Source organism: Rhodoferax sp. XS2R6 (genome assembly GCF_056521365.1).
In genome coordinates this window covers 105664-132500 of sequence record NZ_JBWMAY010000007.1, presented here as the reverse complement: position 1 = coordinate 132500, position 26837 = coordinate 105664, and the positions used below count along the sequence as shown (strand labels likewise).

The following is a 26837-nucleotide window of genomic DNA, read 5'->3' as shown; positions in this document are numbered from 1 at the left end:
GGCCCTGGCTGATAGGGCTCAGGGCGTCAGCAGCCACTGAATCACAAATTTGGCGGCAAAACCCACCATGCCAAAGGCAAGGCCCAAAAACAGCACAAAGGTGCCGAACTTTCCGGCCTTGGATTCCCAGGCCAGCTGCCCGATGATGAACAGCATGTAGAGCATGAAGCCGCCCACGCCAAAGCTCAGGCCAAAGCCGGCAATCTGTTCTTCCGAAAACCCGAACATCAGCGTTTGTCCCGCGGTGCATACGGTTCGGAATACGCTTCACGGGCTGGCAGGGCCGAAGCATCCACCAGGTCCCGGTAGGCGTGCCAACTCGCATGGCCCAGCATGGGAATCACGGGAATCAGCCCCAGCAGCAGCGAGCCCAAGCCCAGCAGCGTAAAACCCATGATCAGCGCGGCCCAAAACGCCATGGGCACCGGGTTAGCCAGCACCGTGCGCCAGCTGGTCAATACCGCCTGCAGCAAGGAAATGCGGCGGTCCAGCAACAAGGGCATGGACACTACGCTGGAGGCAAACAAGGGCGCCGCCAAAACGCCGCCCAGGGCCAGCCACAACTCAAACAACCAGCTGTCTTGCGCCAGCACCACATGGTGCACAAAGTCCAGCGGGGTGTGGATGGGTACCGGTGCCAGCAGGGTAATCAGCGCGGCCGATGTCACCACCCAGCCTGTGGCTGCCAAGGCCAGCAAGGCGCCAAACTGCACCATGCACCAGTAGTCGTTGCCCCATTTGTTGAAATGGCTGTGTTGCCAGTTCAGCCAGGTCTTGAAGACCACGCTCCAGTCGGCCGTTTCTTTGCGCTCCAGCGCGCGGCTCAGTGCGTAGAGGCTGGTTGCCAGCACCGGGGCTACCACCAAAAACCCGGAGAGCGCCCCGGCCAATAGCCAGAAATGCTGGTAGGCCACGGCCACGATGGCGGCGCCCAACATCGCCAGCACAAGCCCATGGGCCACACTGGCCCAGCCCGCGCGCACCATGTCGCGCCACGCCAAGACCAGCCAGGCCATGGGGCGCATCATGTCAATGCTGCGGACCACAGGAGGGGTGAATGGGGGTGTGGGCATAGTGGCCATGCCTAGCAGTGTAGGCCCCGCATGCGACCCGGACATTGATTTCCATCAAGCCAGCCCTGGCCTGCATAATCCGTGCGCCTTACCCTTTGGAGACTGCCATGCCCCGCCCCATCCTGGAAGAAACCCAGATTCATCCCGCTGTGCGTGCGCGCATTGCGGGCCACCAGCAGGACATCGTGCAGGAAGTGCAGGCCGCCGTGGCACGTGATGCCGTGGTGGTGGTGGGCATGGGGCTGAACCCCATGCCCAAAAAGGCGCGCGCCGCGTTGGACGCGGTGCGGGTGCCCTACACCTACCTGGAGTACGGCAGTTACCTGAACCAGTGGCGCCGTCGCAACGCCCTGAAAATGTGGACCGGCTGGCCCACATTCCCCATGGTGTTTGTCAAAGGCACGCTGGTCGGCGGTGCCAGTGACGTGCAGGCCCTGATCGCCAGTGGCGAACTGGCCCAGTTGCTCGCCTGAGCTTACTTGCCGCGGCCGCCACGGCTGCCGTGTTTGCCAGCGTGCTGGGCATCAAACAGCTTTTTCTGATCGGCGGACAAGGTCGCGTACAGCGCCTTGGTGGCTTGGTCGCGCTTTTCCATGGCCGTGTTCATGTCCGTCATGTGCTGGGTGCGCAGTGCACGCATCTTGTCCAGGCGTTCTGGTGTGCTCAGCTTCTCCAGTTCGGCGCGGTCAGGCCGTTGCTGCGCATCACGGGCGGGTGGTTTCATGGCTGCGGTAAAGGTGGTCCAGGCGCCTTCCTGGGCCGCGGTGATCTTCAGCTTGGCTTTCAGGTCGGCACTGCGTTTGGCGTGCATCTCTTCCATCTTGGCTGGGTCCATGCGGTGGCTGCGTTCCATGCGCGGTCCGCCATCCATCATGTGTCCACCGTCTTTGTCTTTGTAGGCAAATGCAGAAACGCCGACGCCAGCCAGCAAGGTGGCAATGATCAGGGTTTTGAAATGGGTCTTCATTGGGAGCTCCTTAGGTCTTGAACCCGTAGCGGATATCGCCATCAGGTTGAGAGTTAGTGTGCTGCGCGCATGTAACGCTGGCGATTGCGTTGGGATAAGGGTTTGTAAAGTTGCATCACAATGCCCGGTTCTGCAAGAAAAGGGTAAACGTGTTCAAAAACATGATGGTGTACCGCTTGGTGTCGGCCTGGTCGACCACGCAAGCGCAATTGGAAGACGCGCTGGACGGCGCACGGTTTGTCGAATGTGGCGCGAGCCAGGAGAAGTCGGTGGGTTGGACCGAGCCGCGTGGTCAGGCCCATGGCCCGCTGGTGGAGATCATTGGCGGCCAGTGGCTGCTTAAACTCATGATTGAGGTGAAAACCGTGCCGGGCTCGGTGGTCAAACGCAAGGTGCAGGAACAGCTGCAGCAGATCGAGGCGACGACCGGGCGCAAACCCGGTAAAAAAGAGGCCCGCGAAATCCGCGACGATGCGCGCCTGGCCCTGTTGCCCATGGCCTTTACCAAACAGTCCAGCGTGCTGGTGTGGATCGACCCCAAGGCCGGGCGCCTGGTGCTCGATGCCGGCAGCCAGGCCAAGGCTGACGAGGTGATGACCGCGCTGATCAAGGCCGTGGACGGCCTGGCTGTGCAGCTCATCAACACCCAGGTGTCTCCCGCGGCGGCCATGGCGAGCTGGCTGGGCACGCAAGAGGCACCACCCGACTTTAGTGTCGACCGCGAATGTGAACTCAAGGCCGCCGACGAGTCCAAAGCCGTGGTGCGTTACACCCGCCATGCGCTGGACACCGACGAAGTCGCGCAACACATCGCCCTGGGCAAAATGCCCACCCGCTTGGCCATGACCTGGAACGAACGTGTGTCTTTTGTGCTGACAGAGGCCTTGCAGATCAAGAAAATTGCGTTTCTGGACACTGTGTTTGAAGAAGCGGCCAAGGCAGCGGGCGACGGCAAGGACGACAACTTTGATGCCGATGTGGCGATTGCCACGGGTGAGCTGGTGCAGCTGATTCCGGATCTGCTGGAGGCCCTGGGTGGTGAAGTGGCCCTGGGCGAAAACCCTGCATCCAGCCCTGTTAATACAAACGGAAGCACAACGGGCTAAGCTGCCTTCTTTTTGGAGGCCTCCATGCAACGCAAGACCGCACAAGACTTCGACCAAGAACTGCTGATCCTGTTTGATGCCTATGTGCACGGTTTGGTGGACCGGCGTGGTTTTCTGGAAAAGGCCCAGAAGTTTGCCGTGGGTGGCGCCACGGCTGTGGGCCTGCTGGCGGCTCTGAGCCCCAACTTTGCCATGGGCCAGGTGGTGCCCAAAGACGATGCACGCATCAGCACCCGCATGGTCGATATTCCCTCGCCCGCCGGTTACGGCAGCATCAAAGGCTACCTGGCCCAGCCCGCCAAGGCGGATGGCAAGCTGCCCTGCATTCTGGTGGTGCACGAAAACCGGGGCCTCAACCCCCACATCGAGGACATTGCCCGCCGGCTGGCGCTGGAAGGGTATTTGGTACTGGCGCCCGACGCCCTGACACCGCTGGGGGGTTACCCCGGCGACGAAGACAAGGCACGCACCCTGTTTGCCCAACTGGACCAGACCAAAACCCGCGAAGACTTTGTGGCCGCGGCGGGATGGCTGCAAACCCTGCCGCAGGGCAACGGCAAACTCGGTACGGTGGGGTTTTGTTACGGCGGTGGTATGGCACACACGCTCTCGGTGCGCCTGCCCAATTTGGCGGCGGCCGTGCCTTTTTATGGCAACCATCCGACGCCTGAGGAGGCCGCCAAGGTCAAGGCCCCGCTGCTCATTCACTTTGCGGCGGTGGACGAACGCATCAACGCGGCTTGGCCGGCCTATGAAGCCGCCCTCAAGGCTGCCGGGGCCCGTTACACGGCCCACCAGTACCCGGGCACCCAGCACGGCTTCAACAACGACACCACGCCACGGTTTGATGCCCCTGCCGCCAAACTGGCTTGGGACCGCACGCTGGCCTTTTTTGGCCAGACTTTGCGCAGTTAAACCGGGCTCACTCAGTCGTCATGGCGGTCATGGCCACGGCCGCGACCGTGGTGGTGGCCGTGGCCTTTGCCCTTGTGGGGTTTGAAACCATGGCGGTGTTCATCGCCGCGGTAACCCGCGCGTTGGTAATAAGGGTTAGGTCCATAGGCCCGTGACTGCGCATGCTGCTGGCTCACACTGCGGCCTACGCCAGCACCCGCAGCACCGCCTACACCGGCGCCCACCACGGCGCCGGTTCGCCCACCCACCGACTGGCCCACGGCCGCACCGGCGGCACCGCCCACGGCGCTGCCAATCACGGCACCGGTCTGGCCCGAGCCACGGGTACTGACGGCCGCACCTGCAGCGCCACCCAGAGCACCCCCCACCACCGCACCCTGTTTGCCACCCATGCTTTGGCCAATGGCCGCGCCGGCTGCCGCACCGGCACCCCCGCCCAACAGCGGTGTCCAGTCGTCCGCGTGGGCAGTGTGCACCAGGGCCAACAGACCCAGCGTGGCCAGTGAAGTGCGCAAGGTTTTTGCAGAAACGGTGTAGATAGTCATGCGATGAAAGGGGCCGTAGCCCCTACCGCCAAACGTGGCGGTTTATGCACCCACAACGCCAGCCCAAGCCCGGGGATGACCCCTCTTACAAGGCTTTACACCTGCAGCAACTGCTTACGTTCCCCCAGGGCCGCCAGGGCTTCGCCCACCCCTTCCCAGGCGATGGCAAAGCCGTTGTGGGATAAGCCCGTGGAGGGTTGTGCCAGTGCCTGGCGGGTACCGGCCTGCACACTGTCAATCACGGGTACGGCCACATGCGACTGGACAGCTGCCGCCATGCCGGCCAGCCCGGCACCGCCCAGCACCACAGCGCCCACCTGCCAGCGCTCGGCCGCTTCGCGGCAGGCCTGGGCCAGCAGGCCAATGGCGGCTTCGGGGTTGCTGGCCAGCTCGGCACCGCTGGGCACCACGGTGTGGATGCCGGCCAACGCCGGTGCATGGCCCAGGGTGTAGGCCAAGCGCTCCAGCATGGGTTTCCAGCGCTCGCCACCAGTCACGATGGCAAAGGGGCCGTGCTGCGCGGCCTCGTGGAACGACGCCTCGGCCAAACCCGTCACTGGAGCCTGACTGCCCTGGCGCAAGGCAAGCAGACCAGGGTCACCAAAACAGCCAATCAACACAGCGTCGGGGGCGGGCTGGTCGTCTTGCAGCGCACTGGCCCAGCGGTCCAGCAGCGCATGGGCCGCCACGGCATAACTGGCCTCACAGGCAATGTAGGGCGCACCAAACCGTGCGGTAACGGTGCGCACCATTACCTGTGGGCCGGCCGTGGCCTGCGCGTGGGACTGCAGCAGCGCACTCACATGCACCGAGGTGTTGGGGTTGATGACCAACAGGTGGCGCATAGGCCGCATCAATGGGGGGGGCTGGGGTTGCCGAACAGCGACGCCAGATCCGGCGCCGCCTCTTCTGTGGCGGTGAAGCGGAGTTGGGCTTCAAGCTGTGCCAGATGCTCCCGCATCAGGCGGGCCGCCTCGCGCGCGTCACGCAGGCGGATCGCATCCAGCAGCGCACGGTGTTCCTGGCAACCACACGAGGTGGCTTCGGCGCGCGCCTGCAAATGGTTGTCGCTGTAGGTCATCAAAATCAGCGAGGTGCGCGACACCAGCTCGCGCAAGATGCGGCCCAGCGTCTGGTGGTCCGAGGCATTGGCAATATGCAGGTGAAAGTCCCCCGAGAGGCGGATGGCGCGGCGCATGTCGCCGCTGGCACGGGCCGCTTCTTCGTCGTTGATGCACTGCGTCAGCACGGCAATGTCGTCGGCCGTGGCGCTGGCGATGAAACATTCGATGAGGGTGGGCTCGATCATGCGGCGCACTTCAAACACCTCACGCGCTTCTTTCTCGGTGGGCTGGGCCACCATGGCGCCGCGGTTGGGGATCAGCGTGACGATTTGTTCGTTGGCCAGGCGCACCAGCACGGGCCGGATGCGGGTGCGTGACACGCCAAAGGCACTGGCCAGTTTTTCTTCAATCAGCTTGGTGCCGGGCGGCAGGCGGTGGTCCAGGATGGTGGCCACCATGCGCTCGTAAATCTCGTTTTCGGTCAGGGCAACAAATTCGCTCATGGGGTGTGCTTTGCGCGCTGGCGCCGGGCCAGCAGGGAGGACAGGCCTACCGCCAGTCCCATCACCAGAAACGATACCACCATGGTCACGGTGCCCAGGGCATAGATAGACGGCGTGGTGACCGTGGTGGTGAGCCCTTGCAGCTCCAGCGGCAGGGTGTTCACATCCCCAATGGCCTGCGAGGTGCGGGCAATCTCGTCCCAGCTCAAGGTAAAACCAAACATGCCAATACCGACGACGGACGGCGCAATCAGGGGCAGCACCACCTGGCTGAAGGCCTGCCACGGTGTGGCACCCAGGTCGCGCGCAGCCTCTTCATACGCGGGGTTAAAGCGGTTGAAGATGGCAAACATGATGAGCAGGCCAAAAGGCAGCGTCCAGGTCAGGTGCGCGCCCAGGGCCGAGGTGAACAGGCCCAGCGAGGTGCCATAAGCCTCCAGCGTGGTCTGCATGCCCAGGGCTTCCAGCGCGGCCTTGATACCTGTGTCCAGCAAACGGAACTCCAAGCCAATGCCCAGCGACACGATGATGGACGGCATGATGAGACTGGCCACGACGATAAAAAACAGGGCGTTGCCCCCCGCCAGTTTTTTGCGAAACGCCAGACCCGCCAGCACCGACAGCACCACCGTCAAGGCCATCACAGCCAGGCCCAGGCCCAGCGAACGTTTAAGCGCGGCACCAATGTCCACCACGCCCAGGCCCTCGGCCAGCTTGTAAAACCAGTGCAGCGACACACCCCGCATGGGAAAAGTCAGTCCGCCCTCCGGCCCCTGAAAACTCAGCACCACGATGACCAGCATGGGCCCATACATGAACAGCACGAACAGGGCGAAGAAGGCGGCCAACAACCAGAAGGCGGGGGAGCGTTGTTCTTGCATGGTCACAGTTCCTTGCGAATATCAACCATGCGGGTTAAGGCCCAGATGATCATGAGCACGATGGCGAGCAGGATCACCGCATTGGCCGCAGCCAGCGGGAACTGCAGGTAGTTGGTCTGCACCTGGATGATTTTGCCGATGGAGGCGATTTGTTGGCCGCCCATCACACCAATGGTCACGAAATCCCCCATCACGATGGTGATCACAAAGATGGAGCCAATGATGATGCCCGTGCGGCACAGGGGCACGATCACATTCCACAGCGTTTGCCAAGCGGTGGCGCCGCTGTCGCTGGCGGCCTCGATCAGGCTGCGGTCAATGCGCATCATGCTGTTGAAAATGGGCACGATCATGAACATGGTGTAGAGGTGCACAAAGGCCAGCACCACCGAAAAATCAGAGAACAGCAGCCACTCAATCGGTTGCTCGATGGTGCCCATGCCCATCAGCGTCTGGTTCACCAGGCCGTTGCGGCCCAAGAGCGGTACCCAGGCAATCATGCGGATCACATTGCTGGTCCAGAACGGGATGGTGCACAACACAAACAGCAGCGTTTGCACCCCGCTGGAGCGCACATGGAAGGCCAGGAAGTACGACACCGCAAACCCCACCACCAGGGTGATCAGCCACACCAGGAAGCTGAACTTGAAGGTGGAGAAATAGGTTTTGAAAGTGACACACCAGTCGCTGGTGTTGCTGCAGCCTTCAAAAATGGCGATGTAGTTCTTGAAGGTAAAACCGGGCAACAACTCGTATTCGTTAAAGTCCCAAAAACTCACCATCACGATGAGGGCGAGCGGGACCAAAAAGAAGAGCGCAAACACCGTGGTGAGCGGCAAGGCCTGCCACCAGGCCGCGAGGGTGCGACCCGGGGCAGATGCCGCCGGAAGTGAGGGTGTTGAAGGTGCGCTCATAAATGCCTATTCGTAAACCAAGGTAGTTAGGGTCCGCCCAAGGCGCGCGTAGCAAAGCCCAATCCAGGAACACCGCGGGACTGGCTTTGCCAGACCGCAGGTTTTGCCCCCTTTCAAGGGGGGAACAGGCGACACGCAGTGCGCCTGGAAGGGGGTGCGGCTACGCCGCTACAAATTCATTCCATTTCTGGACCATGTAGTTGTTTTCGTCCATGACCGCGTTCCAGCAGGCAATGCCGCCCATGCGCGCTTCGTAGCTGCCGCCGTCGCGGACCTGGCCGGCCTTGGCCAACACGTCGCCAGTGGGGCTCTTGATGTCTTGCGTAGCGGGTTTGCCTTCCATCCAGTAGGCCCACTCGTAGGCTTCCATCTTGCTCTTGGCGGTGTCCAGCACGGCGCTGTAGTAACCCTGGCGGTTCAGGTAAGCACCGGCCCAGCCGTCCAGGAACCAGTTGATGAACTCATAAGCACCGTCCAGTTTTTTGCCGGACAACGTAGCGGGAATACCGAAACCGGCAGCCCAGGCGCGATAACCTTCTTTGAGCGGCTGGAAGTTGCAGGCAATGCCCTTGGTGCGCACGGCCGTCACGGCAGGCGACCACATCGACTGGATCACCACTTCACCCGAGGCCATCAGGTTGACGGATTCGTTGAAGTCTTTCCACAGGCTGCGGAACTGGCCTTGTTTCTTGGCTTCAATCAGGGTCTTGATCGTCAGATCAATTTCCTTCTTGGTCATGTTGCCCTTGTCGGGGTACTTGTAGATGCCCATGGCTTCGACCACCATGGCAGCGTCCATGATGCCGATGGAAGGAATGTTCAGGATGGCGGCCTTGCCCTTGAATTCGGGGTTCAGCAGTTCGGCCCACGACGAGATGGGGCGTTTGATCAGGTCGGGGCGGATGCCCAGCGTGTCGGCGTTGTACACGGTGGGGATCAGGCTCATGTACTGCGTGGGGCTCTTGGCGAAGACCTTGCTCTTTTCGCCTTCGAGGTAGATCACCTTCTTGGGTGCAGTGCCCTGGTCGCCCACGGCCTTGCCGGCCACCATGCCGGTGGTGAACAGGCTGGTGATCTTGTCCGCGTTTTTGATGCGCTTGACGTCAATGCCCTTCAGGTTGCCGGTGGGCACGATCTTTTTGAGCGAAAAATATTCGGTGTCGATCAGATCGAAGCTGTTGGGCGCAGTGACGGCGCGTTTGGTCACGTCGTCGGTGGTCACGGCCACGTACTGGATCTTGATGCCGGTGTCTTTTTCGAACTTTTCACCGATGGCCTTGTCCTGGTTTACCGCAGTGCCCAGGTAACGCAGCACGATGGGGTCGGCCGAATGCACCGCCGGGAAGATGCCCGCGGCCAGGATACCGGCGGTGCCCTTGAGCAGGCTACGGCGCTGCACGGGGGCGGCGGTGGAGAGGGTGTCTTTCAGATCATCAGCCATGGGAAAACTCCTTGAGGAAGGTCGGGAGGGGGTTAAAAACTTCTTGCGAAGACAGGGGAACGCGGGGCACCGAGGCGTGTGGCCTCAGAGCGGCAAAGGGTGGGCGGAAGCGGGCGCCCAACTCAGCTGCACGGTTTCGCCCACGCCGTAGGGGCGCTGGGCAAAGGTGGCTTCCGACACCATCACCGACAGCTCGGCCGTGGTGTGCGCGGTGTAGGTGGCGCCCGCGCTTTGCAGGCCCAACAGCACATAGGTGCCCTGGTACTCCACGTCGGTGATCACGGCGCGCTTGGTGTGCGGCGCATCGGTGTTGGCGCTGGTGGCCGGGCTCACCTGCATGTGGTCGGTACGCACCCCAATCTTGCCGCCCGGGGTTTCCAGCACGTTGTGCCCGCCCATAAAACGTGCCACAAACTCGCTGCTGGGGTGGTTGTAAATTTCGTGTGGGCTGCCCACCTGCTCAATCACCCCGTGGTTCATCACCACCATGGTGTCGGCCAGGGCCATGGCTTCTTCCTGGCTGTGGGTGACGTGGATGAAGGTCAGGCCCAGCTCCTTTTGCCAGCGGCGCAGCTCGGCGCGCATCTGGATGCGCAGGAAGGGGTCCAGCGCAGATAGCGGTTCGTCCAGCAGCAGCACACGCGGCTGGGTGATCAGAGCGCGGGCCAGGGCCACGCGCTGTTGCTGGCCGCCGGATAGTTCAGCCGGCTTGCGGTCCGCCAGGTGGCCCATGGCCACGCGCTGCAGCAGGTCTTGCGCTTTGGCCTGGCGCTCCAGCTTGTCCACCCCCTTCATCTTGAGGCTGAAGGCCACGTTGTCCAGCGCGCTCAGATGCGGGAACAGCGCAAAGCTCTGGAACATCATGGCCGTGCCACGCTCGGCGGCGGGCAGGTCGGTGATGTTGCGGTTCTCCAGCAGGATGTCGCCGCTGCTGGCTGACTCGTGCCCGGCAATCATGCGCAGCGTGGTGCTCTTGCCGCAGCCCGAGGGCCCCAACAGGCAGCAGTAGCTGCCGCTGGCAATGCGCAGGTTGATGTTGTCCACGGCAGGCTTGCCCTGGGCGTAGCGTTTGCTCAGTCCTACGACCTCGATGGCCGCGGCCTGCAGTGTGGTGGTGGCGTTCATGTCCACACTTACGCAAAGCCTGTGCCAGCTTTGTACACAATGTTTTTGCAGCATTGTGTACAAAATGCACCGGGTTTGTGCGTTGCAGCAATATCCGGGGGCGGTGCCAGTGCTTGATTTGGTGCAGTGCGGCGCCATTCCCGGTGCACGCCGCTCCTACTTTGATAGCTGCTCGCGCTTATTCGACGGGGTCTAGAGGCCTAAAATGTCCCTAACTCCGAGCCATAGCCCCCATGAACCTACTTTTTGTCTGCAGCCGCAACCAGTGGCGCAGCCCCACCGCCGAACAGGTCTGGCGCAAGCACCCCGGCCTGTCGGTGCGCTCTGGCGGCACCAGCCGCAACGCCCGCCATCCGGTGTCCGAGGCCGATATCCTGTGGGCGGATGCGGTGTGCGTAATGGAGGACAAACACGCCGCCCAGCTCAAGGCCAGCTTTCGGGAGCTGTTGCAGGGCAAGCCTCTGCATGTGTTGGATATTCCGGACGACTATCGCTACATGGACCCAGAGTTGGTGGCGCTGGTGCGGGAGGGCGTGGCCGCCCTGCTCCCTTAGTTCCGCATCTTGTAGGTGCTGAACCCGCAGATGGCTTAGGGGGCGGGCACCGCGCGGATCACTGGCCCCAGAAGGCATCCTCTTGCGCTTGGTCGCTGGAGAACAGCTTGACTTCGACGATCTTGCCGCCGTCGATGCGGATCAGATCCACCCCCGCTTGCTTCATCGTGAGGCCATTGGCCTCGCCCGCAAATTCGATGGTGATGGCGACCCAGTCGCCGTTGGCCATGTAGTGATCGGCGCGGGTGATGGCGAACGTGTCTTTGGACACTTCCATCATCGCGCCCAGCATCGGGCCGACAGACGCCATGCCCCGATGGGTGCCGGAAAACCGGTTCTTGCCTGGCTGGTGCCAGATCACGTCGGGCGAAATGAGGCTGCCCAGGGTGGCTTGGTCGTTAGTTTGTACGGCCTTGATGTAGGTCTTGGCGATGTCGATGGTGTTCATGGTGCGTTCCTGTGTTGATTTGGATGTGGTTATTGTTGGACAATCAAGCACCGTTTACACGGTATATCGGGGCCTAATGATGATACATATCGGACATATTGGCTAAATCTCGTGCATAACTAGCAAAGCGACACGACCAGCACTAGGAGGGATCAACGTGACGATGGAGATTCCGCGCCTGGGTTATCAACCGCAAGCGCCTTACCAGCTCGACCTGGAAGTTTTTTCGGTGGCCGACCTGAGGCTTCGGGCCAAGGAAGAATTGCGCCAAACCCGTCGGTACGAGTTCCACACGGTGGTGTGCGTCACGCAGGGCACCTGCACCCAGGTGGTGGACTTCAAGTCGATCGCTTGTGCACCGGGGTCGCTGCTGGTGGTGCGGGCGGGCCAGGCCCACAACTACGGGCCGGATGAAGACTGGGACGGCTGGAACCTGCTGTTCCGCCCGGAATTCGTCTTGCCGGTTTCAACGACCTCGCACGATCTCAAGCTCGCGCTTGATGTGGAGAGGCTGCCTGAACACATGGTCCTGAGTGACCCAGAGCTGCGCAAGGCAACGGATTTGTTTCAGCAAATGCGCGAAGACACACTGATGGATGCGCTGGTGGGTGCGCCGCAGGAGGACGTGCATAGACTGCTGCGCCACCAGCTTCATACGCTCTTGACGCGCTTGAGCATTTTGCAAGGCAGACGTCAAACGCAGGAGCCTCTGGTATCCCCTGCATCGCAACGTTTCCAGCGGTTTCAGCAACTGGTGGACAAGCGTTTCGCGCAATGGCACCAGGTGGCCGACTACGCCAGCCAACTCGGCTACACCGAAAAGAGCCTGGCGCGTGCAGTGGCCGCGGCAGCGGGCACAACAGCCAAAGCCTTCATCGCAGCGCGTATCAATCTGGAGGCGAAGCGCCTGCTCGTGCATTTGGACATGCCCGTCGCCACGATCGCCGAGAAACTAGGTTTCGACGAGCCCACCAACTTCAGCAAGTTCTTCAAGCGTGAAGTCGGCTGTACCCCGGCAGAATTTCGAAAGCGACAAAGGGGTTAAAGCCGGAGCCTATGGCTCGGGGTGAAGTAAGGGCTGAGCCATGGGATGTGCAAAGTTATGCACGATATTGGGTCCTAGCGCTTATGCAGTATGCGCAAGCAGCTATTGTTTTGATAGTGATGCGGGGCGACCGAAGGCGCGTTCTGACGGCCCCATGTCTGCCAGATCGGCCAACAGCAGGGTGCGTTCTGCCCGGCGCAGGGGCCGCAAACCGGCGGCCACCCACTGCGCGCGTTCCAGGTTGATGCTGCCGCGGGCCTTCCAGCGCTGGGCTTCCAGGGCGGGGTTGTGCAGCATGGCGGCCAGCCAGACGGCCTGGGCGGTGGTGAGCTGGTCGGCGCGTTTGCCAAAGTAGGTGTGGGCTGCGGCCTGCGCACCGCACACGGTGGCGCCCCAGGGCGCGTGGTCCAGGTACAGGCGCAGGATGCGGGCCTTGCCCAGGGTCTGCTCCATCTCCACCGCGTAAAGCAGTTCGCGCAGCTTGCGCACGGGGGAACGCTCGCCGCCCGTGACCAGCAGCTTGGCCACTTGCTGCGACAGGGTGCTGGCGCCGCGCAGGGTGGCGTCTTCGGCCTGGTTGCTGCGCAGGGCCTTGTTCATCTCCACCAGGTCGTAGCCGGGGTGTTCATAAAAGCGCTGGTCTTCGGCGGCCAGCACAGCGCGGGCCAGCAGGCTGTCGGCGCGCAGCGTGGCTTTCGCCATGGCCACGGGCAGGCCCTGGCTGCATTGGCTCTGCGCCTGCGCCCAGGCTTCGGTGCCCAGGCCTTGCACGGCCATGCCGTCCAAGCGCGGCTGCACTGTCAGCGCCTTGCCGGGTAACTCCAGTGTGGCCTTGAGGGAGAACGTGCCGTCGATTTGCGCGGTGGCGACCTCGGGGATGGCATTGGCGAACAGTGCGTAGCCGTCGGCCACGGGAGTGCTGGGCACATCGATGTGCAGCGTGATGCCGGCGGGGCGCAACGCGCCATGCCAGGTGGCTGTGACAGCGCCGCTCTGCAGGGTGCCGCGCAGCTCGGTGGCGTTGCGGCGCACGGTCATGCGCACGTCTTGCAGGCGCAATGGTTCGCCGCCCCAGCTGCTGCTGCGCAGCGTACAGGGCTGGCAGTGCAGGCTGAGTTGCTGGGTGGCCTCGTCCCACGCCAGGTGCACCTCGCCCAGGCGTGTGGGCAGGGTGCGGCCGTGCAGCTGCTTGGCAATCCACGGTGTGCTGCCCCACTGTACGAGTGCGGCGACGCCCACGTCCATGGTCAGCGGGCCCACGCGCAGCGTGGTGGCCCAGTCCCCCGGCGCCGGGCGCACGATGGCGCGCGCCGTGAACAGCAGGGCGCTCAGGCCCAGCATGGCCAGCACCGCAGCAATAACCAAAACCCGGGCCGTAGCCCACAGCAGTTTGCGCACAACATCATCCTTGCAAGAACACAAAAGGCTTGAACAGATTTAGAGCGGGGTGGCCACGGTGATGGCTTTCCATGGCCCCGTGGACTGGCCCGCGGCAGACGCCCAGTACCAGGCGGAGGCATCGGTAAAGCCCCGGCCCTGCGCGTCTTCAATGCGCTCGCACACGCGCACGGCGCGGCCACCGCGGTCTGCCACGAAGCAGCGCCAGCGGGTCTTGTCGGCTTGCTCTTCCAGCAGCTCGTTGCGGATGCGGTAGCCCAGGCCGCGGTAGCAGTCGGTGGCGGGGTGCAGCATGCGCGTGGGTCGGTCCACCGTACGCAGCACCAGCACCTGGCGGCCATCTGTCATCCGCGCCAGGGTGCCGGGGAAGTGTTTGGCAAAGCGCAGCTCCACCTCGCTGAGGGCCAGGGGGCGCAGCGGGGTGCCTTGCCATTCGGTGGGCAGTTCGATGCTCTGCGTCGCCGTGTTTGTGTCGTGCGGCGTGGAGCGTTCAGCCACGGCTTGGCCTATGTCCCACAGCGCGCACAGCGGCAGCAGTGCGGCCCACAGCGTCTTGTGCAGCACGCGGTTCAGGAAACGGTTTTCCAGGAGGCTCATGATGTCGCGCGCTCCATGGTGGCGGTGCGGCCCATGGCCCAGGCGATGCCGCCGCACACAGTGGCCAGCACCAGCAGGCCCACGGCGTCATGGCCCCAGCCGGGCAGATGGGTGCCCGATGCTTGAATAGCCACCAGCACGGTGTTGCGCAGCACATTGCCCAGCAGCACCAGCGCACCCACGATGGGCAGGCGCAGCAAAAAGGTCTTGTTGGGTTTGCGGGTTGCCAAGGCCACCACACAGGCCGTGAAGTAGCCCAGCCACGCCATCTGCACGCCCGAGCAGGGCGCGTCCACGATGATGAGTTGGCCATTCACCACCAGGCTGCTGCCTGTGCGCTCCACCGTGTGGGCCATGGACAGCAACCAGCGGCTGGCTTCGGCCGTGACCACGCGCAGCGGAAAGCCCGCGTAGAACTGCAGCGAGGCCAGCAGCGGCAACGACAACACCGACAGACCCAGCACCGGTGCTGTGGCCACGCGTGCAGGCAGAAAGGCGATGAGCCCTGCGGCCACCGACAGCAGGCCTATGAGCGCGACCATCAGGTCCGGCAGCTGCTGGTGCAAGGCTGTGGTGAGCACCGCACCGGCCAATGACGTGACCTGAAAACCCAGGCGCGGCGCGGCCCGCAGGTGTGTGCGGTGTTGCCACAGCAGGCCGCCTAGGGCCGCCAAGGCCAGCAGCCCCAGCGGGTCGTCCGAGCCATCGACCATGCGTTGGCCCATCCACCACCAGGTGGGCCACAGCGCCAGGGCCAGCAGGGCCAGCCAGCGCCACTCGGGCGCGGTGTCCAGCGCGATGCCAAAGCGCACAAAGCGGGGCATGTGCAAGAGGCGGTTCATGTTCAGCTCGTGTAGTGGTGGGTGCGCAGGGCGGCGCGGCGGCGGCGGTGCGCCAGCATGGCCAGCACCGACAGCGTCACCAGGATGGCACCCCAGGTGGCGGGCTCGGGTGTGCTGGGCACTTCAGCGCCCAGGGCCGAGTTCTCCACACCTTGCGGCAACGGCGAAGGTTGGTTCACGCTGGGGCTGTCGGCAGGCGCCTTGTTGCGCACCACTTGGTCCACGGCCAGGAAGCTGGTGTACTGGGTCAGCAGGCTGTACTTCAGGCCCAAGTCGGTGATGGCGTCCTTCGCGGCGCTGCCGCCTTCCAGGGCTTCCTGGTCACTGAGCGCGGCAATGCGGTGGCGGGCCCACAGGTGGCGCAGGGCGGCGGTGTCGGTCGCGTTGCCCGAGGTAATGGGCATGCTGAAGTGCAACGGGCCGCTGGCGGAGTTGCCGTCCACGATCAGCGAGCCCTTGGCACCACCCTTCCATTTGCCAAACACGATGAGCGGGCGCTGGGCCAGCAGGTCGGGCAGCTGGCGGGGTTCCACGTCGTACACGTCCAAGCCTTCAAAACGCACTTTCACGTTGGTGAGCACGGGGGAATCGATCATTTTGCGGAAGCGGGCAGCTTGTTCGGCAGCCTCGGCGGGTTTGGTGATGATGAAGGGTTCGCCCATGCCCGCGCGGGCCAGGCCTTCCATGAGGTGGCGGTTCACGCTGGAGCCGATGCCGAACGAAAACACGTTGGCGTTGGAGAGGTTGTTGCGCACCAGCTCAAAGGCTTCGCGCTCCACGGTCACGTAGCCGTCGGTCACCACCACCACGGTGCGCGACACATCGGCGTTCTTGGGCTGGGCGTACACGCGCTTGAGTGCAGGGATCAGCTCGGTGCTGCCACCGCCGCCTTCCTTGTCGATGGTACGGATGGCCTGGTCAATGTTCGCCTTGGTGGCAGGCACCGACTGTGGGCTCAGGAAGTTGTTGCTGCCCGAGAACAGCAGCACATTGAAGGTGTCGCTGGGGCGCAGGCCGCCAATCAGCTCGCGCAACACTACCTTGGCTGTGTCCAGCGGAAAGCCGTGCATGGAGCCCGAGATGTCCACCACAAAGATGTACTCGCGCGGCGTGATGGCGGTGGCGGCCGGGGCCTTGGGTGGCTCCACCATGGCGAGGAAGAAGTTCTCGTCCTGGCCCTTGTAGAGCATCACGCCGGTCTCGATCTTGTCGCCGGCCAGGCGGTAGTTCAGGATGAAATCGCGGTTGTTGGTCGGTTCGGCCGTGGGGTTCAGCCCCACCACGGTGGCGCCGCCCTGCTCGGTGTAGCTGCTGATGGTGTGCGAGCTGGAGCGCACTTCCTTCACACCAATGGGTGTGTTCAGCGTCACGTGGATATCAAACGCGGGGGCTGCGGCACTGGTGGGTGTGTTCTGGCCCTGGGGCAGGATGGGCTGGGCCACCCAGGTGGCGTTGGCCTGGCCACTCTGCGGGCTGTTGTAGCGCGGGCCCACCACGGTGGGGAAGACGAACTGGTAGTTGCCATCGGTAGGCAACAGCAGCTCGGTGTAGCGCAGTTCCACCTTCACATCGTCGCCGGGCATGATGTTGGCCACGTTCATCTGGAACACATTGGGCAGGTGCTGCTCCAACAGCGCCGCGGTCTTGCCTTCCTGCTTGGCGGCGTCGTACTCGATCTTGGCCTGCTGCTTCTCGCGGATCTTGGCGGTGATCAGCCGGTCCGCCAGGCGCACGTTCATGCCGTGCACTGCTGCACGCGTGGAGCCAGGGAACACGTACTTGGCCTCGATGGCGCGCTGGCCCTCGTTCTTGTAGGTCTGCACCACGGTCACGTCGGCAATCACGCCGCTGACCTTCACATTCACCTGCGTGGACTTGAGCGGCAACTGGTCTACGCCGGGGTTGTCGCTTTTGACGAAGAAGTAGGGGCTCTCGGTCTTCTGGCGGGGCGCCGCGTCGCGATCCTGCGCGTGGGCCAGGGGGCTGATGGCCAGCGCTATAAAACAGGCGGCAGAGAGTGTGGTGGTGGCCAGCCAGAGCCAGCGCGACAGTGAGCCAGTGGTGTGCGCGGGAGGCTCAGTGGCGGCATCGGGGGCCGGGTGGGTAGCAACAAGTGCCATGGGGCTTCTCCATTCGGCGTGCGGTATTGCACGGTGAGGAGAGCATCCCGCCGGGGGGAGAAGTCAGTTTGAAGCGGTGTGGGGCTTGTGTGAAGTCTGTGTGAAAACGGGGTGAAGGGTTTGATCCGACTCGTTTTACTTGAAAGGCAAAGTATCGCGATAGTTCCAGTCGATTGGATCAGCCTAGTTCAACACTTGCGATGAATTCCCTAAGCCGTTCCTCTGAAAGAACAAAGGGTGAAAACAGTATCTTGGAATATTCAATTCGCTCTTTGGCCGACCAGTTAGGCCAATGGACTTCCTTCTTTGCCCGACTCAAAGCTGCAACCCACTCGTCTCGTGACATATTGGACATATCAAGCCATTTCGTCCAACTCTCTCTGGCCCTTTCACCTTCAACTTCTACTTCGGCATTTATTAGGGCTTCCATCAAACGGGTGAACAGCTTTGCAACGATTGGACTAGATGAAATTTCGTCGTCGTCGCTTTCAATACAAAATTTTGCTTCTCTGAATACCCGTTGCATGACTCGTAGCTCACGCATGTCACTCACTGTAAATGTCTTGATGCTCATCAAACGACTCCACGAGTTCTGAAAATATCAACACCACTTGGCGCTCAATTTTGGTAACGGATTCAATCTGGGCTGCGCGGCAACCACAGCACAGCGCTCGCCCCCGTACCTTCCCCCTCAGGCCGATTGCCCAGCTCCACCCTGCCCCGGTGCAATGACGCAATCTCTTTCACAAAGCTCAAGCCCAGCCCCGTGCTTTTCTTCTTGGAATGCGGGCGGGCCAGGGAATAGAACTTCTCGAAAACCTTGTCTTGCGCATAGGTGGGAATGCCGGGGCCTTGATCACGCACGGTGATGCTTACCCAGCGGCCTCGCACTTGCAGGCCCAGTTCAATCTCGCCGCCTTCCGGTGAAAAGTCCAGTGCGTTGTCCAGCAGGTTGCTGACCGCGCGGCGCAGCAGGAAGGGGTCGGCCTCTACGGTCACGTCTTCGCTGGCGGCCACGGTGATGCGGCAGCCGCGCTGGGTGGCCACGCCATGGGAGGCGTGGGCCAGTTCGTCCAACAGCGGCAGCAGGGCCACGGGCTGGGCGTTGTCGAGTACACGGCGGGTTTCCAGCGCGGTGAGTTCCATCATGCGGTCCACCATCTCCTGGATGCGCTGGGTTTCGCGCTGGATGTTGGTGAGGAAGCGCTGGCGCTGGGCTTCTTCCATGGGCTCTTGCAGCAGCTCGGCCGCGCCGCGGATGGCGGACAGCGGGCTCTTCACCTCGTGTGTGAGCGTTTGCACATAGTCGGCCACGTAATTGCGCCCGGCCAGCGCGTCGCGCATCTCGTCGTAGGCGGCGCGCATCAGGTCCCAGGCGCGGCGCAGCAGGCGGGCGGGGTGGAAGCCCTGCTGCGCCTTGATGTAGCGCGCGTAATCGGCAATCAGCCCAAACGGCCGCACCAGCCACATGGACACCATGACCGCCAGCACCAACACGGCCAGCACGGAGATGAGCCCTGCGTAGAGCGTGCGGCTGCGTGCGGCGGCCACAAACTGGCCAAAGGTTTGCACCGGCTTGCCCACGGTGACGGCGCCAATGATTTCGCCGCTGCCTGCGCCCTGCGCATTGCTGGTCCAGCGCACGGGGGCGGCCATGTACATGACGGCGGAGTTGGGGTCGCCCGGAATGTCCAGCGTGGTGCGCGCGCCGTATTCGCCCTTGAGGGTGAGCTGCACGTCGCGCCACTGCGAGAAGTCTTTGCCCTGGGACTGGCCCGTGGAGTCAAACACCACGGTGCCGTTGCGGTCGGTGACGTAGGCGCGCAGCTCCACCTTGGTCTTGTTGACGCTGAAGATCTGGGCACTGAACTCGCGCGCATAAGCGGCCTTGAACAGGCCGTCCAGCCGCGCGGTGTCGATCGCGCCGTCGCGCACGTCTTGCTCGATGAGGGTGGCCAACAGTTGCGAGGTTTCCACCAGCGACTCTTCAGCGGATTCGCGGTAGCGCGGGTCCAGGTCGCTGACCACGCGGTAGAGCACGGTGGCCATGCCGATCGCGTAGATCAGCAGCAGCCCGAAGAAGATGCGACTGCGTTTGCTCAAGGCGTGGCCGGCAGTTCTTCGCTCAGCGCGTAGCCGCTGCCGCGCAGGGTGCGGATGGGGTCGTGGCCGGGGGCCACAAGTTTGAGTTTGGCGCGCAGGGTTTTGATGTGGGCGTCCACCGTGCGGTCAAAGCTGTCGTTGTCCCCACCCCAGACCTGCAGCAGCAGTTCGTCGCGTGTGAACACGCGACCGGGTTTTTGCACCAGCAGGCGCAGCACGCCGTATTCGTAGCGCGACAGCTCCAGCGCCTTGCCGTAGAAGCGGATCTGGTGGCGCTCTTCGTCCAGCGCCCAGATGGCGGGGGCGGTTGTTGGTGCTGCCACAGTGGGTGCCGCAGTGGTCACGGGCCGGGCGCTGCGGCGCAGGATGGTGCGCACACGCGCCACCAGCTCGCGCGGCGAAAAGGGTTTGGCGATGTAGTCGTCGGCGCCCAGCTCCAGGCCGACCACGCGGTCGATCTCGTCGCTGCGCGCGGTCAAAAACAGCATGGGCACCTGGTTGCCGCCGGGCAGGGCCTGCAGGCGGCGGAAGAGCTCGAACCCGTTCAGGTCGGGTAGACCCACGTCCAGCACGGCCAGCGCGGGCAGCTCGGCGCTGAACAGGCGAATCGCATCCTCCGCGGTGCTGGCCCACACGGGCGCGAAGCCATCGGTGGACAGTACGTACTGCAGGGTGTCGGCGATGCCGGACTCGTCTTCAACAATCAGGATGCGCGGTTTCAGGGCCATGGGGCGCATTGTGGCGTAAAAATGGCCTCCAGCCCCCGTGGATTGTGCGCAAGCAGCTATCAATTACGTAGCGGCTTGCACCGTGCCCGCCAGGTCATCCAGGATGGGGCAGTCGGGCCGCTCGTCGCCATGGCAGCAGTCCACCAGGCCGCTCAGTGTGCGCTGCATGCTTTGCATGGCTTCGATGCGCTGGGTCAGCTCCACCATGTGCTTTTGCGCAATGGTCTTCACGCTGCTGCTGGCGCGGCGGCGGTTTTGCCACAGGTCGACCAGCTCGGCAATCTCGGCCATGGAGAAGCCCAGGTCGCGGCAGCGCTTGATGAAGCGCAGCGTGTGCACATCGGCCGGGCTGTAGAGGCGGTAGCCGCTGTCGGTGCGGTTCACTTTGCCTAGCAGGCCCAGCGATTCGTAGTGCCGCAGCATCTTGGCCGAGACACCGCTCTGGCGCGCGGCTTCGCCAATGTTCACGGGCTCGCCGGACACCGCTGCGGGCTTAGGCTGCAACGGCATAGCCTTCTTCGGCAATGGCGTGGGCCAAGGCTTCGCGCGGCTGGGTGGATTCCACGTCTACCTTGTTTTGGCTACGGTCGATGGTGACCTGGGCTTGCGGGTCGGCGTCTTGAATCGCGCGGGTGACGGCTTTCTCGCAGTGACCGCAGGTCATGCCGGTGACGGTGAAGGTTTGGTGCATGGCAACTCCTGTTTTCTATTAAATACGGGAATTGTGAACCTTGCCACAGTGGGAGGGTCAAGCGCTTTCCGCACACACCTCCCGCACACACCCGCGCAACCAGCGGTGCGCCGGGTCGGCATGTTGGCGCGGGTGCCAGAGCAAAGAGACCGTCAATTCCGGCGTGGCAAAGGGCAGCGCAAAGCTGTGCATGCCGGCGCGCAGTACGCCGGTGTGGCGTTCGGGCACGCTGGCAATGAGGTCTGACGCGCGGGCCAGCGCCACGGCGGTGGAAAAACCATCCACGATGGTGCGCACCTGCCGCTCCAGCCCCAGCGCCTGCAAGGCCTCGTCCAACTGGCCCTTGTCCAGCCCGCGGCGCGAGACGTTGACATGTTGCCCTGCGGCGTAACGCGCAGGCGTGATCTCGCCTTCGCAGAGCGGATGTCCGTCGCGCACGACGCCAATGTGGCGGTCGCGGAACAGGGCCTGGGCGCGCAGCTCGGGGCCCATGCTGTTTTCCACCACGCCGGTTTCCAGGTCCACCGCGCCGTCGCGCAGGGGGCCGCTGTCTTTGTCGGGCTTTTGCACAAAGCGCAGCCGCACGCCGGGCGCTTCTGATGCCACGCGGGCGATGAGGGCGGGGCCAAAGTTCTCCACAAAGCCTTCGCTGGTGCGCAAGGTGAAGGTGCGTACCAGCTGCTGCAGGTCGATGTGCTCGGTGGGGCGTAGTGCGGCCTCGGCGTCCTGCACCAGTTGGCTAACCCGCTCGCGCAGCTCCAGCGCGCGCGGCGTGGGCACCAGACCGCGCCCGGCGCGCACCAGCAGCGGGTCGCCCGTGGTCTCGCGCAGGCGGGCCAGCGCCCGGCTCATGGCCGAGGGGCTCAGGCGCAGCCGTCGGGCGGCGGCGGCCACACTGCCTTCTTGCAGCAGCACATCCAGCGTGACCAGCAGGTTGAAGTCGGGGGTGGACATGGTCCCACGATAGCGCAAATGGCTGTGACATGGCGCCAAACGCATGAATACAGTGCAAGTGCTGCGTCTTCCGCCATGGCCGTGAAAAACCTACGCTTCAGAGATGCAAACCTACACCGCTCCTCTTCCCGCCGCCGCCCGCTGGGCGTTGGCCAGCCTATCGCTGTCGCTGCTGCTCTCCTCGCTGGGCACCAGCATTGCCAATGTGGGGCTGCCCACGCTGGCGCAAGCGTTTGGCGCATCCTTCCAGCAGGTGCAGTGGGTGGTGCTGGCCTACCTCTTGGCCATCACCACGGTCATCGTCAGCGTGGGCCGGCTGGGTGATCTGGTGGGGCGCCGGCGCCTGCTGCTGGGTGGCATTGCGTTGTTCACGGTCGCATCTGGCTTGTGCGGCATAGCGCCCACGTTGCCGCTGTTGATTGCCGCCCGCGCACTGCAGGGGCTGGGCGCGGCGGTGATGATGGCTATCACCATGGCGTTTGTGGGTGAGATTGTTCCCAAGGCGCGCACCGGCAGTGCCATGGGTCTGCTGGGCACCATGTCGGCCGTGGGCACGGCGCTGGGGCCCTCGCTGGGTGGAGTGCTGCTTGCCACGCTGGGCTGGCGCGCACTGTTTCTGGTGAACCTGCCGCTGGGGGCGCTGGCGGTGTTGCTGGCCTGGCGTTGTCTGCCCGTAGACCGCAAGGCGGCATCACAAGCCGCTGTGCGCTTTGACTACACCGGCACGCTGCTGCTGGCTTTGACACTAGGGGCCTATGCGCTGGCCATGACGCTGGGCCGTGGCCACTTTGGCTGGCTCAATACAACGTTGCTGGCCGCTGCTGCACTGGGCGTGGCTCTGTTTGTGCGCACTGAGGCTCGCGCCGTATCGCCCCTGGTGCACTTGGGCATGTTCCGCGACCCGGGCCTTAGCGCAGGCTTGGCCATGAATGCGCTGGTGTCCACCGTGATGATGGCGACGCTGGTGGTGGGCCCGTTCTACCTGGCGCGTGGGCTGGGGCTGGATGCCGCCTGGGTGGGTGGTGTGATGGCAGTGGGCCCGGTGGTCTCTGCATTCAGTGGTGTCTTCGCGGGTCGTATGGTGGACCGTTGGGGTGCGCCGCGCATGGTGGTGGCGGGGTTGGCTGCCATGGGCGTGGGGGCCATGGGGCTGTCCGTGCTGCCAGCTGTGTTTGGCATGGCGGGCTACATCGCAGCCATTGCGGTGCTGACCCCGGGCTACCAGTTGTTTCAGGCGGCCAACAACACGGCGGCGATGCAGGACATTCGCCCGGACCAGCGCGGGGTCACCTCCGGCATGTTGAACCTGTCGCGCAACTTGGGGCTGGTGACGGGTGCATCGGTGATGGGCGCGGTGTTTGCCTGGGCCGTGTCCGCTACCGATGTCGGTACGGCGCCGCCCGCAGACGTGGCCACCGGCTTGCAGATCACCTTTGCGGTAGCGGCTGCTTTGGTGCTGGCTGCGCTGGCCCTGGCCCTGAGAGGCTGTGCGGTGGCAAAGCCCCCTTTGGCAACATAACTTGACCTTCCCCCCGTGGCAAGGCCTAAGCTCCTGCCATGACTACTGAAACTGCATCCCCCGCGACCATCGATATCGGCATTGGCGGCATGACCTGCGCATCGTGTGTGATGCGCGTGGAAAAGGCGCTCAAGAAGGTGCCCGGTGTGGACAGCGCCACGGTGAACCTGGCGACCGAGTCGGCGCGTGTGCAAGTGAACGACCCAACCATGGAAGCCCGGCTGCGCCGTGCGGTGCGCGATGCGGGTTACGAGCCGCTGGCACCCAGCGCAGCCATTGATGCGGTGGATGTTTCGCCGTGGGCGGGTTTTGGGCCCGTGGGCATAGGCCTGGCGCTGTGTGCGCCGCTGGTCGTGCCCATGGTGGGCGACCTGTTTGGCAAAGACTGGATGCTGCCCGCGCTGTGGCAGTTTTTGCTGGCCACGCCGGTGCAGTTCATTCTGGGCGCACGCTTCTACAAGGCCGGCTGGCACGCGCTGCTGGCGCGTACTGGCAATATGGATTTGCTGGTGGCGCTGGGCACCTCGGCGGGCTGGGCGCTGTCCATGTGGCTGTGGCTCACCGCGCCAGACCACTCGGTGCACGGCGGGCCTGCCATGGCACCGCATCTCTACTTCGAGAGCAGCGCCGTGGTGGTGACGCTGGTGCTGCTGGGCAAGTGGTTGGAGGCGCGCACCAAGCGCCAGACCACGGCAGCCATCCGCGCGCTGCACAGCCTGCGGCCCGATACGGCGCATTTGCTGGGGCGCGATGGTGAGGTGGATGTGCCCGTGGCCGAGGTGCTGGTGGGCGACAGGATTGTGGTGAAACCCGGCGAGCGCTTCCCTGTGGACGGCACGCTGCTCGAAGGCCGCACGCAGGTGGACGAATCCATGCTGACCGGTGAACCCCTGCCCGTGACCAAAGAGGTGGGCGTGAAGCTCACGGGCGGCAGCATCAATGGCGAGGGCCGTGTGGTGCTGCAGGTGCGCGCGGTGGGGGTGGACACGGTGCTGTCCCACATCATCCGCCTGGTGGAAGACGCGCAGGCGGCCAAGGCGCCCATCCAGCGGCTGGTGGACCAAGTGAGCGCGGTGTTTGTGCCCGTGGTGCTGGTGATTGCGCTGGGCACGCTGTTGGCCTGGTGGTTCACCGGAAACAGCTTTGAAGTCGCGCTGATCCACGCCGTGGCGGTGCTGGTGATTGCCTGCCCCTGTGCGCTGGGGCTGGCGACACCGGCCGCCATCATGGCGGGTACGGGCGTGGCTGCCAAACACGGCATCTTGATCAAGGACGCACAGGCGCTGGAAGTGGCGCACACCGTGAACGTGGTGGCCTTTGACAAGACCGGCACGCTGACCGTGGGCCAACCGCGCCTGACCGCGCTGGTGCCGGTGGGCTTGGCAGACGATGAGGCTTTGCGACTGGCTGCGAGCCTGCAGAGTGGCAGCGAACACCCCTTGGCCCACGCTGTGGTGGCCTCGGCCGAAGCCAAGGCGATAGAAGTACAAGCCCCCACCGATGTACAAGCAGTGCCCGGCCGTGGCACCCAGGGTGTGGTGGTCGGGCGCACGCTGCTGCTGGGCAGCCTGCGCTGGATGGCCGAGTTGGGCGTTGCGCTGGAAGCCGTGAATGCGCAGGCGGAGCAACTGCAAGCGGAAGGTGCCACTGTGTCTGCGATGGCGGAGCGTACCGAGAGCGGCGTGACGCTGCTCGCTTTGCTGGCCTTTGCCGATGAACCCAAGCCCGGTGCAAAAGAAGCGCTGGCTACCTTGAAGGCCCGCGGTATCCAGACCGTGATGATTTCCGGCGACAACCGCGGTGCTGCCGAAGCCATGGCCAAACGCTTGGGCCTGGACGCGAAGGACGTGTTGGCGGAAGTGTTGCCCGGAGACAAGGCCGCGAAGGTTGCGGAACTCAAAGCCGTTGGCAAAGTGGTGGCCATGGTCGGTGATGGCGTGAACGATGCCCCGGCACTGGCCGCGGCCGATGTCGGCATGGCTATGGCCAACCCGAATGGTGGCGGCACCGATGTGGCGATGCATGCGGCCGGCATCACCCTCATGCGCGGCGACCCGCTTCTGGTGGCTGGTGCGCTGGATATCAGCCGCCGCACCGTAGCCAAGATCCGGCAAAACCTGTTCTGGGCCTTTGCCTACAACGCGGCCGGCATACCGCTGGCCGCGCTAGGTTACCTCAGCCCTGTGGTGGCCGGTGCGGCCATGGCGCTGAGCTCGGTGAGCGTGATGACCAACGCGCTGCTGCTCAAACGTTGGAAGCCAGATTAATGGTCAAATTGGCCTCTGGCCCTCGCAGAGTATGCGCGAGCAGCTCCTAAAATAGGAGCAAATGAAAGACCGCCCATGAACCAACTTCTGCTCACTACCGGCTTGTACGTGCTCACCGCGGTGGCCGAGATCGTGGGCTGTTACCTGCCCTGGCTGTGGCTGAACCAACGCGCGCCGGTATGGGTGCTGCTGCCGGCGGTCTTGTCACTGGCCTTGTTTGTCTGGTTGCTGACCTTGCACCCGGCGGCCAGTGGACGGGTGTATGCGGCGTATGGCGGTGTTTATGTGGTGACCGCGCTAGCCTGGCTTTGGCTGGTGGACGGCGTGCGCCCGCAGCTGTGGGACTGGGTGGGCGCCAGCCTGGCCCTGGCCGGCATGGCGGTCATGGTGCTGGCGCCGCGTACCCAAGCCTAGCGCGCTCAGGGTCTGCCTACTTGGTGCAGGCCAGGATGTGGTTCTTGCCGTTGGACATGCACTGGTAGAACGCGCGCTCCTTGCCGGTCGAGAACTGGCAGTGCGCCAAGGTGGTCTCGGCCTTGGCTTTGCGTACCTTGGCCGCTTGCGCGTCGTAGTCGGCCTGGCTGAGGTAGCCGTCTTTCACGTTCTTGGCGCCCACCTCCAGCATGGTGTCGGACTGGTCATTGGCGTTCTTGATGGCGCTCATGCAGTCCAGTGGCACTTCCTTGCTGTCCTGCTTTTTCAGCGCCTTTTCCATGCCTTTGGCAAAGTCCTGCACCTCTTTGGACACCTTCTTGGTGCCGTCGGCGTTGTATTCGGTGGTGGGCGCGGCCTTGCCGTTGTTGTTGCCGCCAAAGCCGCTGTTGCTGTGCAGTTTCAGGGCTTCACCGCCTTTGTCGGTGGCGGGCGGTTGTGAGCCATAGTGTGTCTTGCCATCGGCATCCACCCATTTATAGACGCCCTGGGCCATGGCGGTCACGGTGCTGAGGCACAGAAGCAGTGTGAAGGAGAGGTGGCGCATAGAAACAAATGAGAGGTCAAGTCGAAGTACGGAAATCTTAGCGGTTCATTTTGGGCCT

The 26837-nt window shown here is 63.7% G+C and carries 30 protein-coding genes; 8 read left to right on the top strand and 22 right to left on the bottom strand.

The features are described from left to right. Positions 1 to 18: 18 nt before the first annotated feature. Both AC097A_RS18780 and AC097A_RS18775 read right to left on the bottom strand, forming a co-directional pair. Positions 19 to 228: a DUF2788 domain-containing protein gene (locus AC097A_RS18780; RefSeq protein ID WP_201740788.1), complete on the bottom strand. Its 210-nt coding sequence runs from the start codon at positions 226 to 228 to the stop codon at positions 19 to 21. Beyond that, positions 228 to 1073: a DUF2189 domain-containing protein gene (locus AC097A_RS18775; protein WP_479622012.1), complete on the bottom strand. Its 846-nt coding sequence runs from the start codon at positions 1071 to 1073 to the stop codon at positions 228 to 230. The genes AC097A_RS18780 and AC097A_RS18775 overlap by 1 nt, the downstream gene beginning before the upstream one ends. A 107-nt stretch (positions 1074 to 1180) precedes the next feature. Here AC097A_RS18775 and AC097A_RS18770 point away from each other — a divergent pair, with 107 nt between their 5' ends. Beyond that, positions 1181 to 1546: a glutaredoxin domain-containing protein gene (locus AC097A_RS18770; RefSeq protein WP_479622011.1), complete on the top strand. Its 366-nt coding sequence runs from the start codon at positions 1181 to 1183 to the stop codon at positions 1544 to 1546. Positions 1547 to 1548: 2 nt separating this feature from the next. Here AC097A_RS18770 and AC097A_RS18765 read toward each other — a convergent pair whose 3' ends face one another. Next, positions 1549 to 2040: a Spy/CpxP family protein refolding chaperone gene (locus tag AC097A_RS18765; protein ID WP_315480999.1), complete on the bottom strand. Its 492-nt coding sequence runs from the start codon at positions 2038 to 2040 to the stop codon at positions 1549 to 1551. A gap of 149 nt (positions 2041 to 2189) precedes the next feature. Between AC097A_RS18765 and AC097A_RS18760 the strand changes: the two genes are divergently transcribed. Both AC097A_RS18760 and AC097A_RS18755 read left to right on the top strand, forming a co-directional pair. Then, positions 2190 to 3146, top strand: a complete 957-nt coding sequence (locus AC097A_RS18760; RefSeq protein WP_479622010.1) for a recombination-associated protein RdgC — start codon at positions 2190 to 2192, stop codon at positions 3144 to 3146. A gap of 24 nt (positions 3147 to 3170) precedes the next feature. Further along, entirely contained in the window at positions 3171 to 4061 is an 891-nt protein-coding gene (locus AC097A_RS18755) for a dienelactone hydrolase family protein (RefSeq protein WP_105260197.1), read from the top strand. Between the two features lie 11 nt (positions 4062 to 4072). Here the strand turns inward: AC097A_RS18755 and AC097A_RS18750 are convergent, their stop codons facing one another. The 7 genes from AC097A_RS18750 to AC097A_RS18720 all read right to left on the bottom strand — a co-directional run bounded on the left by AC097A_RS18750 (position 4073) and on the right by AC097A_RS18720 (position 10534). Then, on the bottom strand, positions 4073 to 4576 hold the full coding sequence (locus tag AC097A_RS18750) for a glycine zipper domain-containing protein (protein ID WP_479622009.1): 504 nt from the start codon (positions 4574 to 4576) through the stop codon (positions 4073 to 4075). Between the two features lie 125 nt (positions 4577 to 4701). Beyond that, the gene (locus AC097A_RS18745; protein ID WP_479622008.1) at positions 4702 to 5451 is read right to left on the bottom strand and encodes an aspartate/glutamate racemase family protein; all 750 of its coding nucleotides are present in this window, start codon (positions 5449 to 5451) and stop codon (positions 4702 to 4704) included. Positions 5452 to 5459: 8 nt separating this feature from the next. Continuing rightward, positions 5460 to 6173, bottom strand: a complete 714-nt coding sequence (locus AC097A_RS18740) for an FCD domain-containing protein (RefSeq protein ID WP_315849593.1) — start codon at positions 6171 to 6173, stop codon at positions 5460 to 5462. Beyond that, a complete protein-coding gene (locus tag AC097A_RS18735) occupies positions 6170 to 7054 on the bottom strand; it encodes an ABC transporter permease (protein ID WP_479622007.1) in 885 nt (294 codons plus the stop codon). Before AC097A_RS18735 ends, AC097A_RS18740 begins: the two co-directional genes overlap by 4 nt. 2 nt (positions 7055 to 7056) lie before the next feature. After that, on the bottom strand, positions 7057 to 7968 hold the full coding sequence (locus AC097A_RS18730; protein WP_479622006.1) for an ABC transporter permease: 912 nt from the start codon (positions 7966 to 7968) through the stop codon (positions 7057 to 7059). Between the two features lie 160 nt (positions 7969 to 8128). After that, positions 8129 to 9409, bottom strand: coding sequence for an ABC transporter substrate-binding protein (locus tag AC097A_RS18725; RefSeq protein WP_479622005.1), 1281 nt, complete (start codon positions 9407 to 9409; stop codon positions 8129 to 8131). 84 nt (positions 9410 to 9493) lie between these two features. Continuing rightward, the gene (locus AC097A_RS18720) at positions 9494 to 10534 is read right to left on the bottom strand and encodes an ABC transporter ATP-binding protein (protein WP_479622004.1); all 1041 of its coding nucleotides are present in this window, start codon (positions 10532 to 10534) and stop codon (positions 9494 to 9496) included. A gap of 233 nt (positions 10535 to 10767) precedes the next feature. On the opposite strand from AC097A_RS18720, the gene AC097A_RS18715 reads away from it, so the two are divergent. Next, positions 10768 to 11088: a low molecular weight protein tyrosine phosphatase family protein gene (locus tag AC097A_RS18715; RefSeq protein ID WP_479622003.1), complete on the top strand. Its 321-nt coding sequence runs from the start codon at positions 10768 to 10770 to the stop codon at positions 11086 to 11088. A gap of 58 nt (positions 11089 to 11146) precedes the next feature. Here AC097A_RS18715 and AC097A_RS18710 read toward each other — a convergent pair whose 3' ends face one another. Next, on the bottom strand, positions 11147 to 11536 hold the full coding sequence (locus tag AC097A_RS18710) for a nuclear transport factor 2 family protein (protein ID WP_479622002.1): 390 nt from the start codon (positions 11534 to 11536) through the stop codon (positions 11147 to 11149). 163 nt (positions 11537 to 11699) lie between these two features. Between AC097A_RS18710 and AC097A_RS18705 the strand changes: the two genes are divergently transcribed. Then, positions 11700 to 12581: an AraC family transcriptional regulator gene (locus AC097A_RS18705; protein WP_479622048.1), complete on the top strand. Its 882-nt coding sequence runs from the start codon at positions 11700 to 11702 to the stop codon at positions 12579 to 12581. A 102-nt stretch (positions 12582 to 12683) separates the two neighbouring features. On the opposite strand, the gene AC097A_RS18700 is transcribed toward AC097A_RS18705, so the two are convergent. The 10 genes from AC097A_RS18700 to AC097A_RS18655 all read right to left on the bottom strand — a co-directional run bounded on the left by AC097A_RS18700 (position 12684) and on the right by AC097A_RS18655 (position 22014). After that, positions 12684 to 13979, bottom strand: a complete 1296-nt coding sequence (locus tag AC097A_RS18700; RefSeq protein ID WP_479622001.1) for a biosynthetic peptidoglycan transglycosylase — start codon at positions 13977 to 13979, stop codon at positions 12684 to 12686. 39 nt (positions 13980 to 14018) lie between these two features. Further along, entirely contained in the window at positions 14019 to 14576 is a 558-nt protein-coding gene (locus AC097A_RS18695) for a hypothetical protein (RefSeq protein ID WP_479622000.1), read from the bottom strand. After that, positions 14573 to 15418, bottom strand: a complete 846-nt coding sequence (gene xrtQ / locus AC097A_RS18690) for an exosortase Q (protein ID WP_479621999.1) — start codon at positions 15416 to 15418, stop codon at positions 14573 to 14575. Before xrtQ ends, AC097A_RS18695 begins: the two co-directional genes overlap by 4 nt. Positions 15419 to 15420: 2 nt before the next feature. After that, positions 15421 to 17538, bottom strand: a complete 2118-nt coding sequence (locus AC097A_RS18685) for a VIT and vWA domain-containing protein (RefSeq protein WP_479621998.1) — start codon at positions 17536 to 17538, stop codon at positions 15421 to 15423. A 178-nt stretch (positions 17539 to 17716) separates the two neighbouring features. Further along, on the bottom strand, positions 17717 to 18112 hold the full coding sequence (locus tag AC097A_RS18680) for a hypothetical protein (protein ID WP_479621997.1): 396 nt from the start codon (positions 18110 to 18112) through the stop codon (positions 17717 to 17719). 62 nt (positions 18113 to 18174) lie between these two features. Continuing rightward, on the bottom strand, positions 18175 to 19641 hold the full coding sequence (gene creC / locus AC097A_RS18675) for a two-component system sensor histidine kinase CreC (RefSeq protein ID WP_479621996.1): 1467 nt from the start codon (positions 19639 to 19641) through the stop codon (positions 18175 to 18177). Beyond that, the gene (gene creB, locus AC097A_RS18670) at positions 19638 to 20369 is read right to left on the bottom strand and encodes a two-component system response regulator CreB (RefSeq protein ID WP_479621995.1); all 732 of its coding nucleotides are present in this window, start codon (positions 20367 to 20369) and stop codon (positions 19638 to 19640) included. The genes creC and creB overlap by 4 nt, the downstream gene beginning before the upstream one ends. A 63-nt stretch (positions 20370 to 20432) precedes the next feature. After that, positions 20433 to 20879 (bottom strand): Cu(I)-responsive transcriptional regulator, encoded by a 447-nt coding sequence (cueR, locus tag AC097A_RS18665; protein ID WP_479621994.1) that lies wholly within the window; start codon positions 20877 to 20879, stop codon positions 20433 to 20435. Then, positions 20863 to 21060, bottom strand: a complete 198-nt coding sequence (locus tag AC097A_RS18660) for a heavy-metal-associated domain-containing protein (protein WP_479621993.1) — start codon at positions 21058 to 21060, stop codon at positions 20863 to 20865. The genes cueR and AC097A_RS18660 overlap by 17 nt, the downstream gene beginning before the upstream one ends. Positions 21061 to 21117: 57 nt before the next feature. Further along, positions 21118 to 22014, bottom strand: coding sequence for a LysR family transcriptional regulator (locus tag AC097A_RS18655; RefSeq protein WP_479621992.1), 897 nt, complete (start codon positions 22012 to 22014; stop codon positions 21118 to 21120). 103 nt (positions 22015 to 22117) lie between these two features. Here AC097A_RS18655 and AC097A_RS18650 point away from each other — a divergent pair, with 103 nt between their 5' ends. From AC097A_RS18650 to AC097A_RS18640, 3 genes are all read left to right on the top strand, one after another. Beyond that, the gene (locus AC097A_RS18650) at positions 22118 to 23533 is read left to right on the top strand and encodes an MFS transporter (protein WP_479621991.1); all 1416 of its coding nucleotides are present in this window, start codon (positions 22118 to 22120) and stop codon (positions 23531 to 23533) included. Positions 23534 to 23571: 38 nt separating this feature from the next. After that, positions 23572 to 25800: a heavy metal translocating P-type ATPase gene (locus AC097A_RS18645; protein ID WP_479621990.1), complete on the top strand. Its 2229-nt coding sequence runs from the start codon at positions 23572 to 23574 to the stop codon at positions 25798 to 25800. A 75-nt stretch (positions 25801 to 25875) separates the two neighbouring features. Then, entirely contained in the window at positions 25876 to 26214 is a 339-nt protein-coding gene (locus AC097A_RS18640) for a YnfA family protein (protein WP_479621989.1), read from the top strand. Positions 26215 to 26230: 16 nt separating this feature from the next. Here AC097A_RS18640 and AC097A_RS18635 read toward each other — a convergent pair whose 3' ends face one another. After that, the gene (locus AC097A_RS18635) at positions 26231 to 26779 is read right to left on the bottom strand and encodes a DUF4124 domain-containing protein (protein ID WP_315496695.1); all 549 of its coding nucleotides are present in this window, start codon (positions 26777 to 26779) and stop codon (positions 26231 to 26233) included. Between the last annotated feature and the right edge of the window lie 58 nt (positions 26780 to 26837).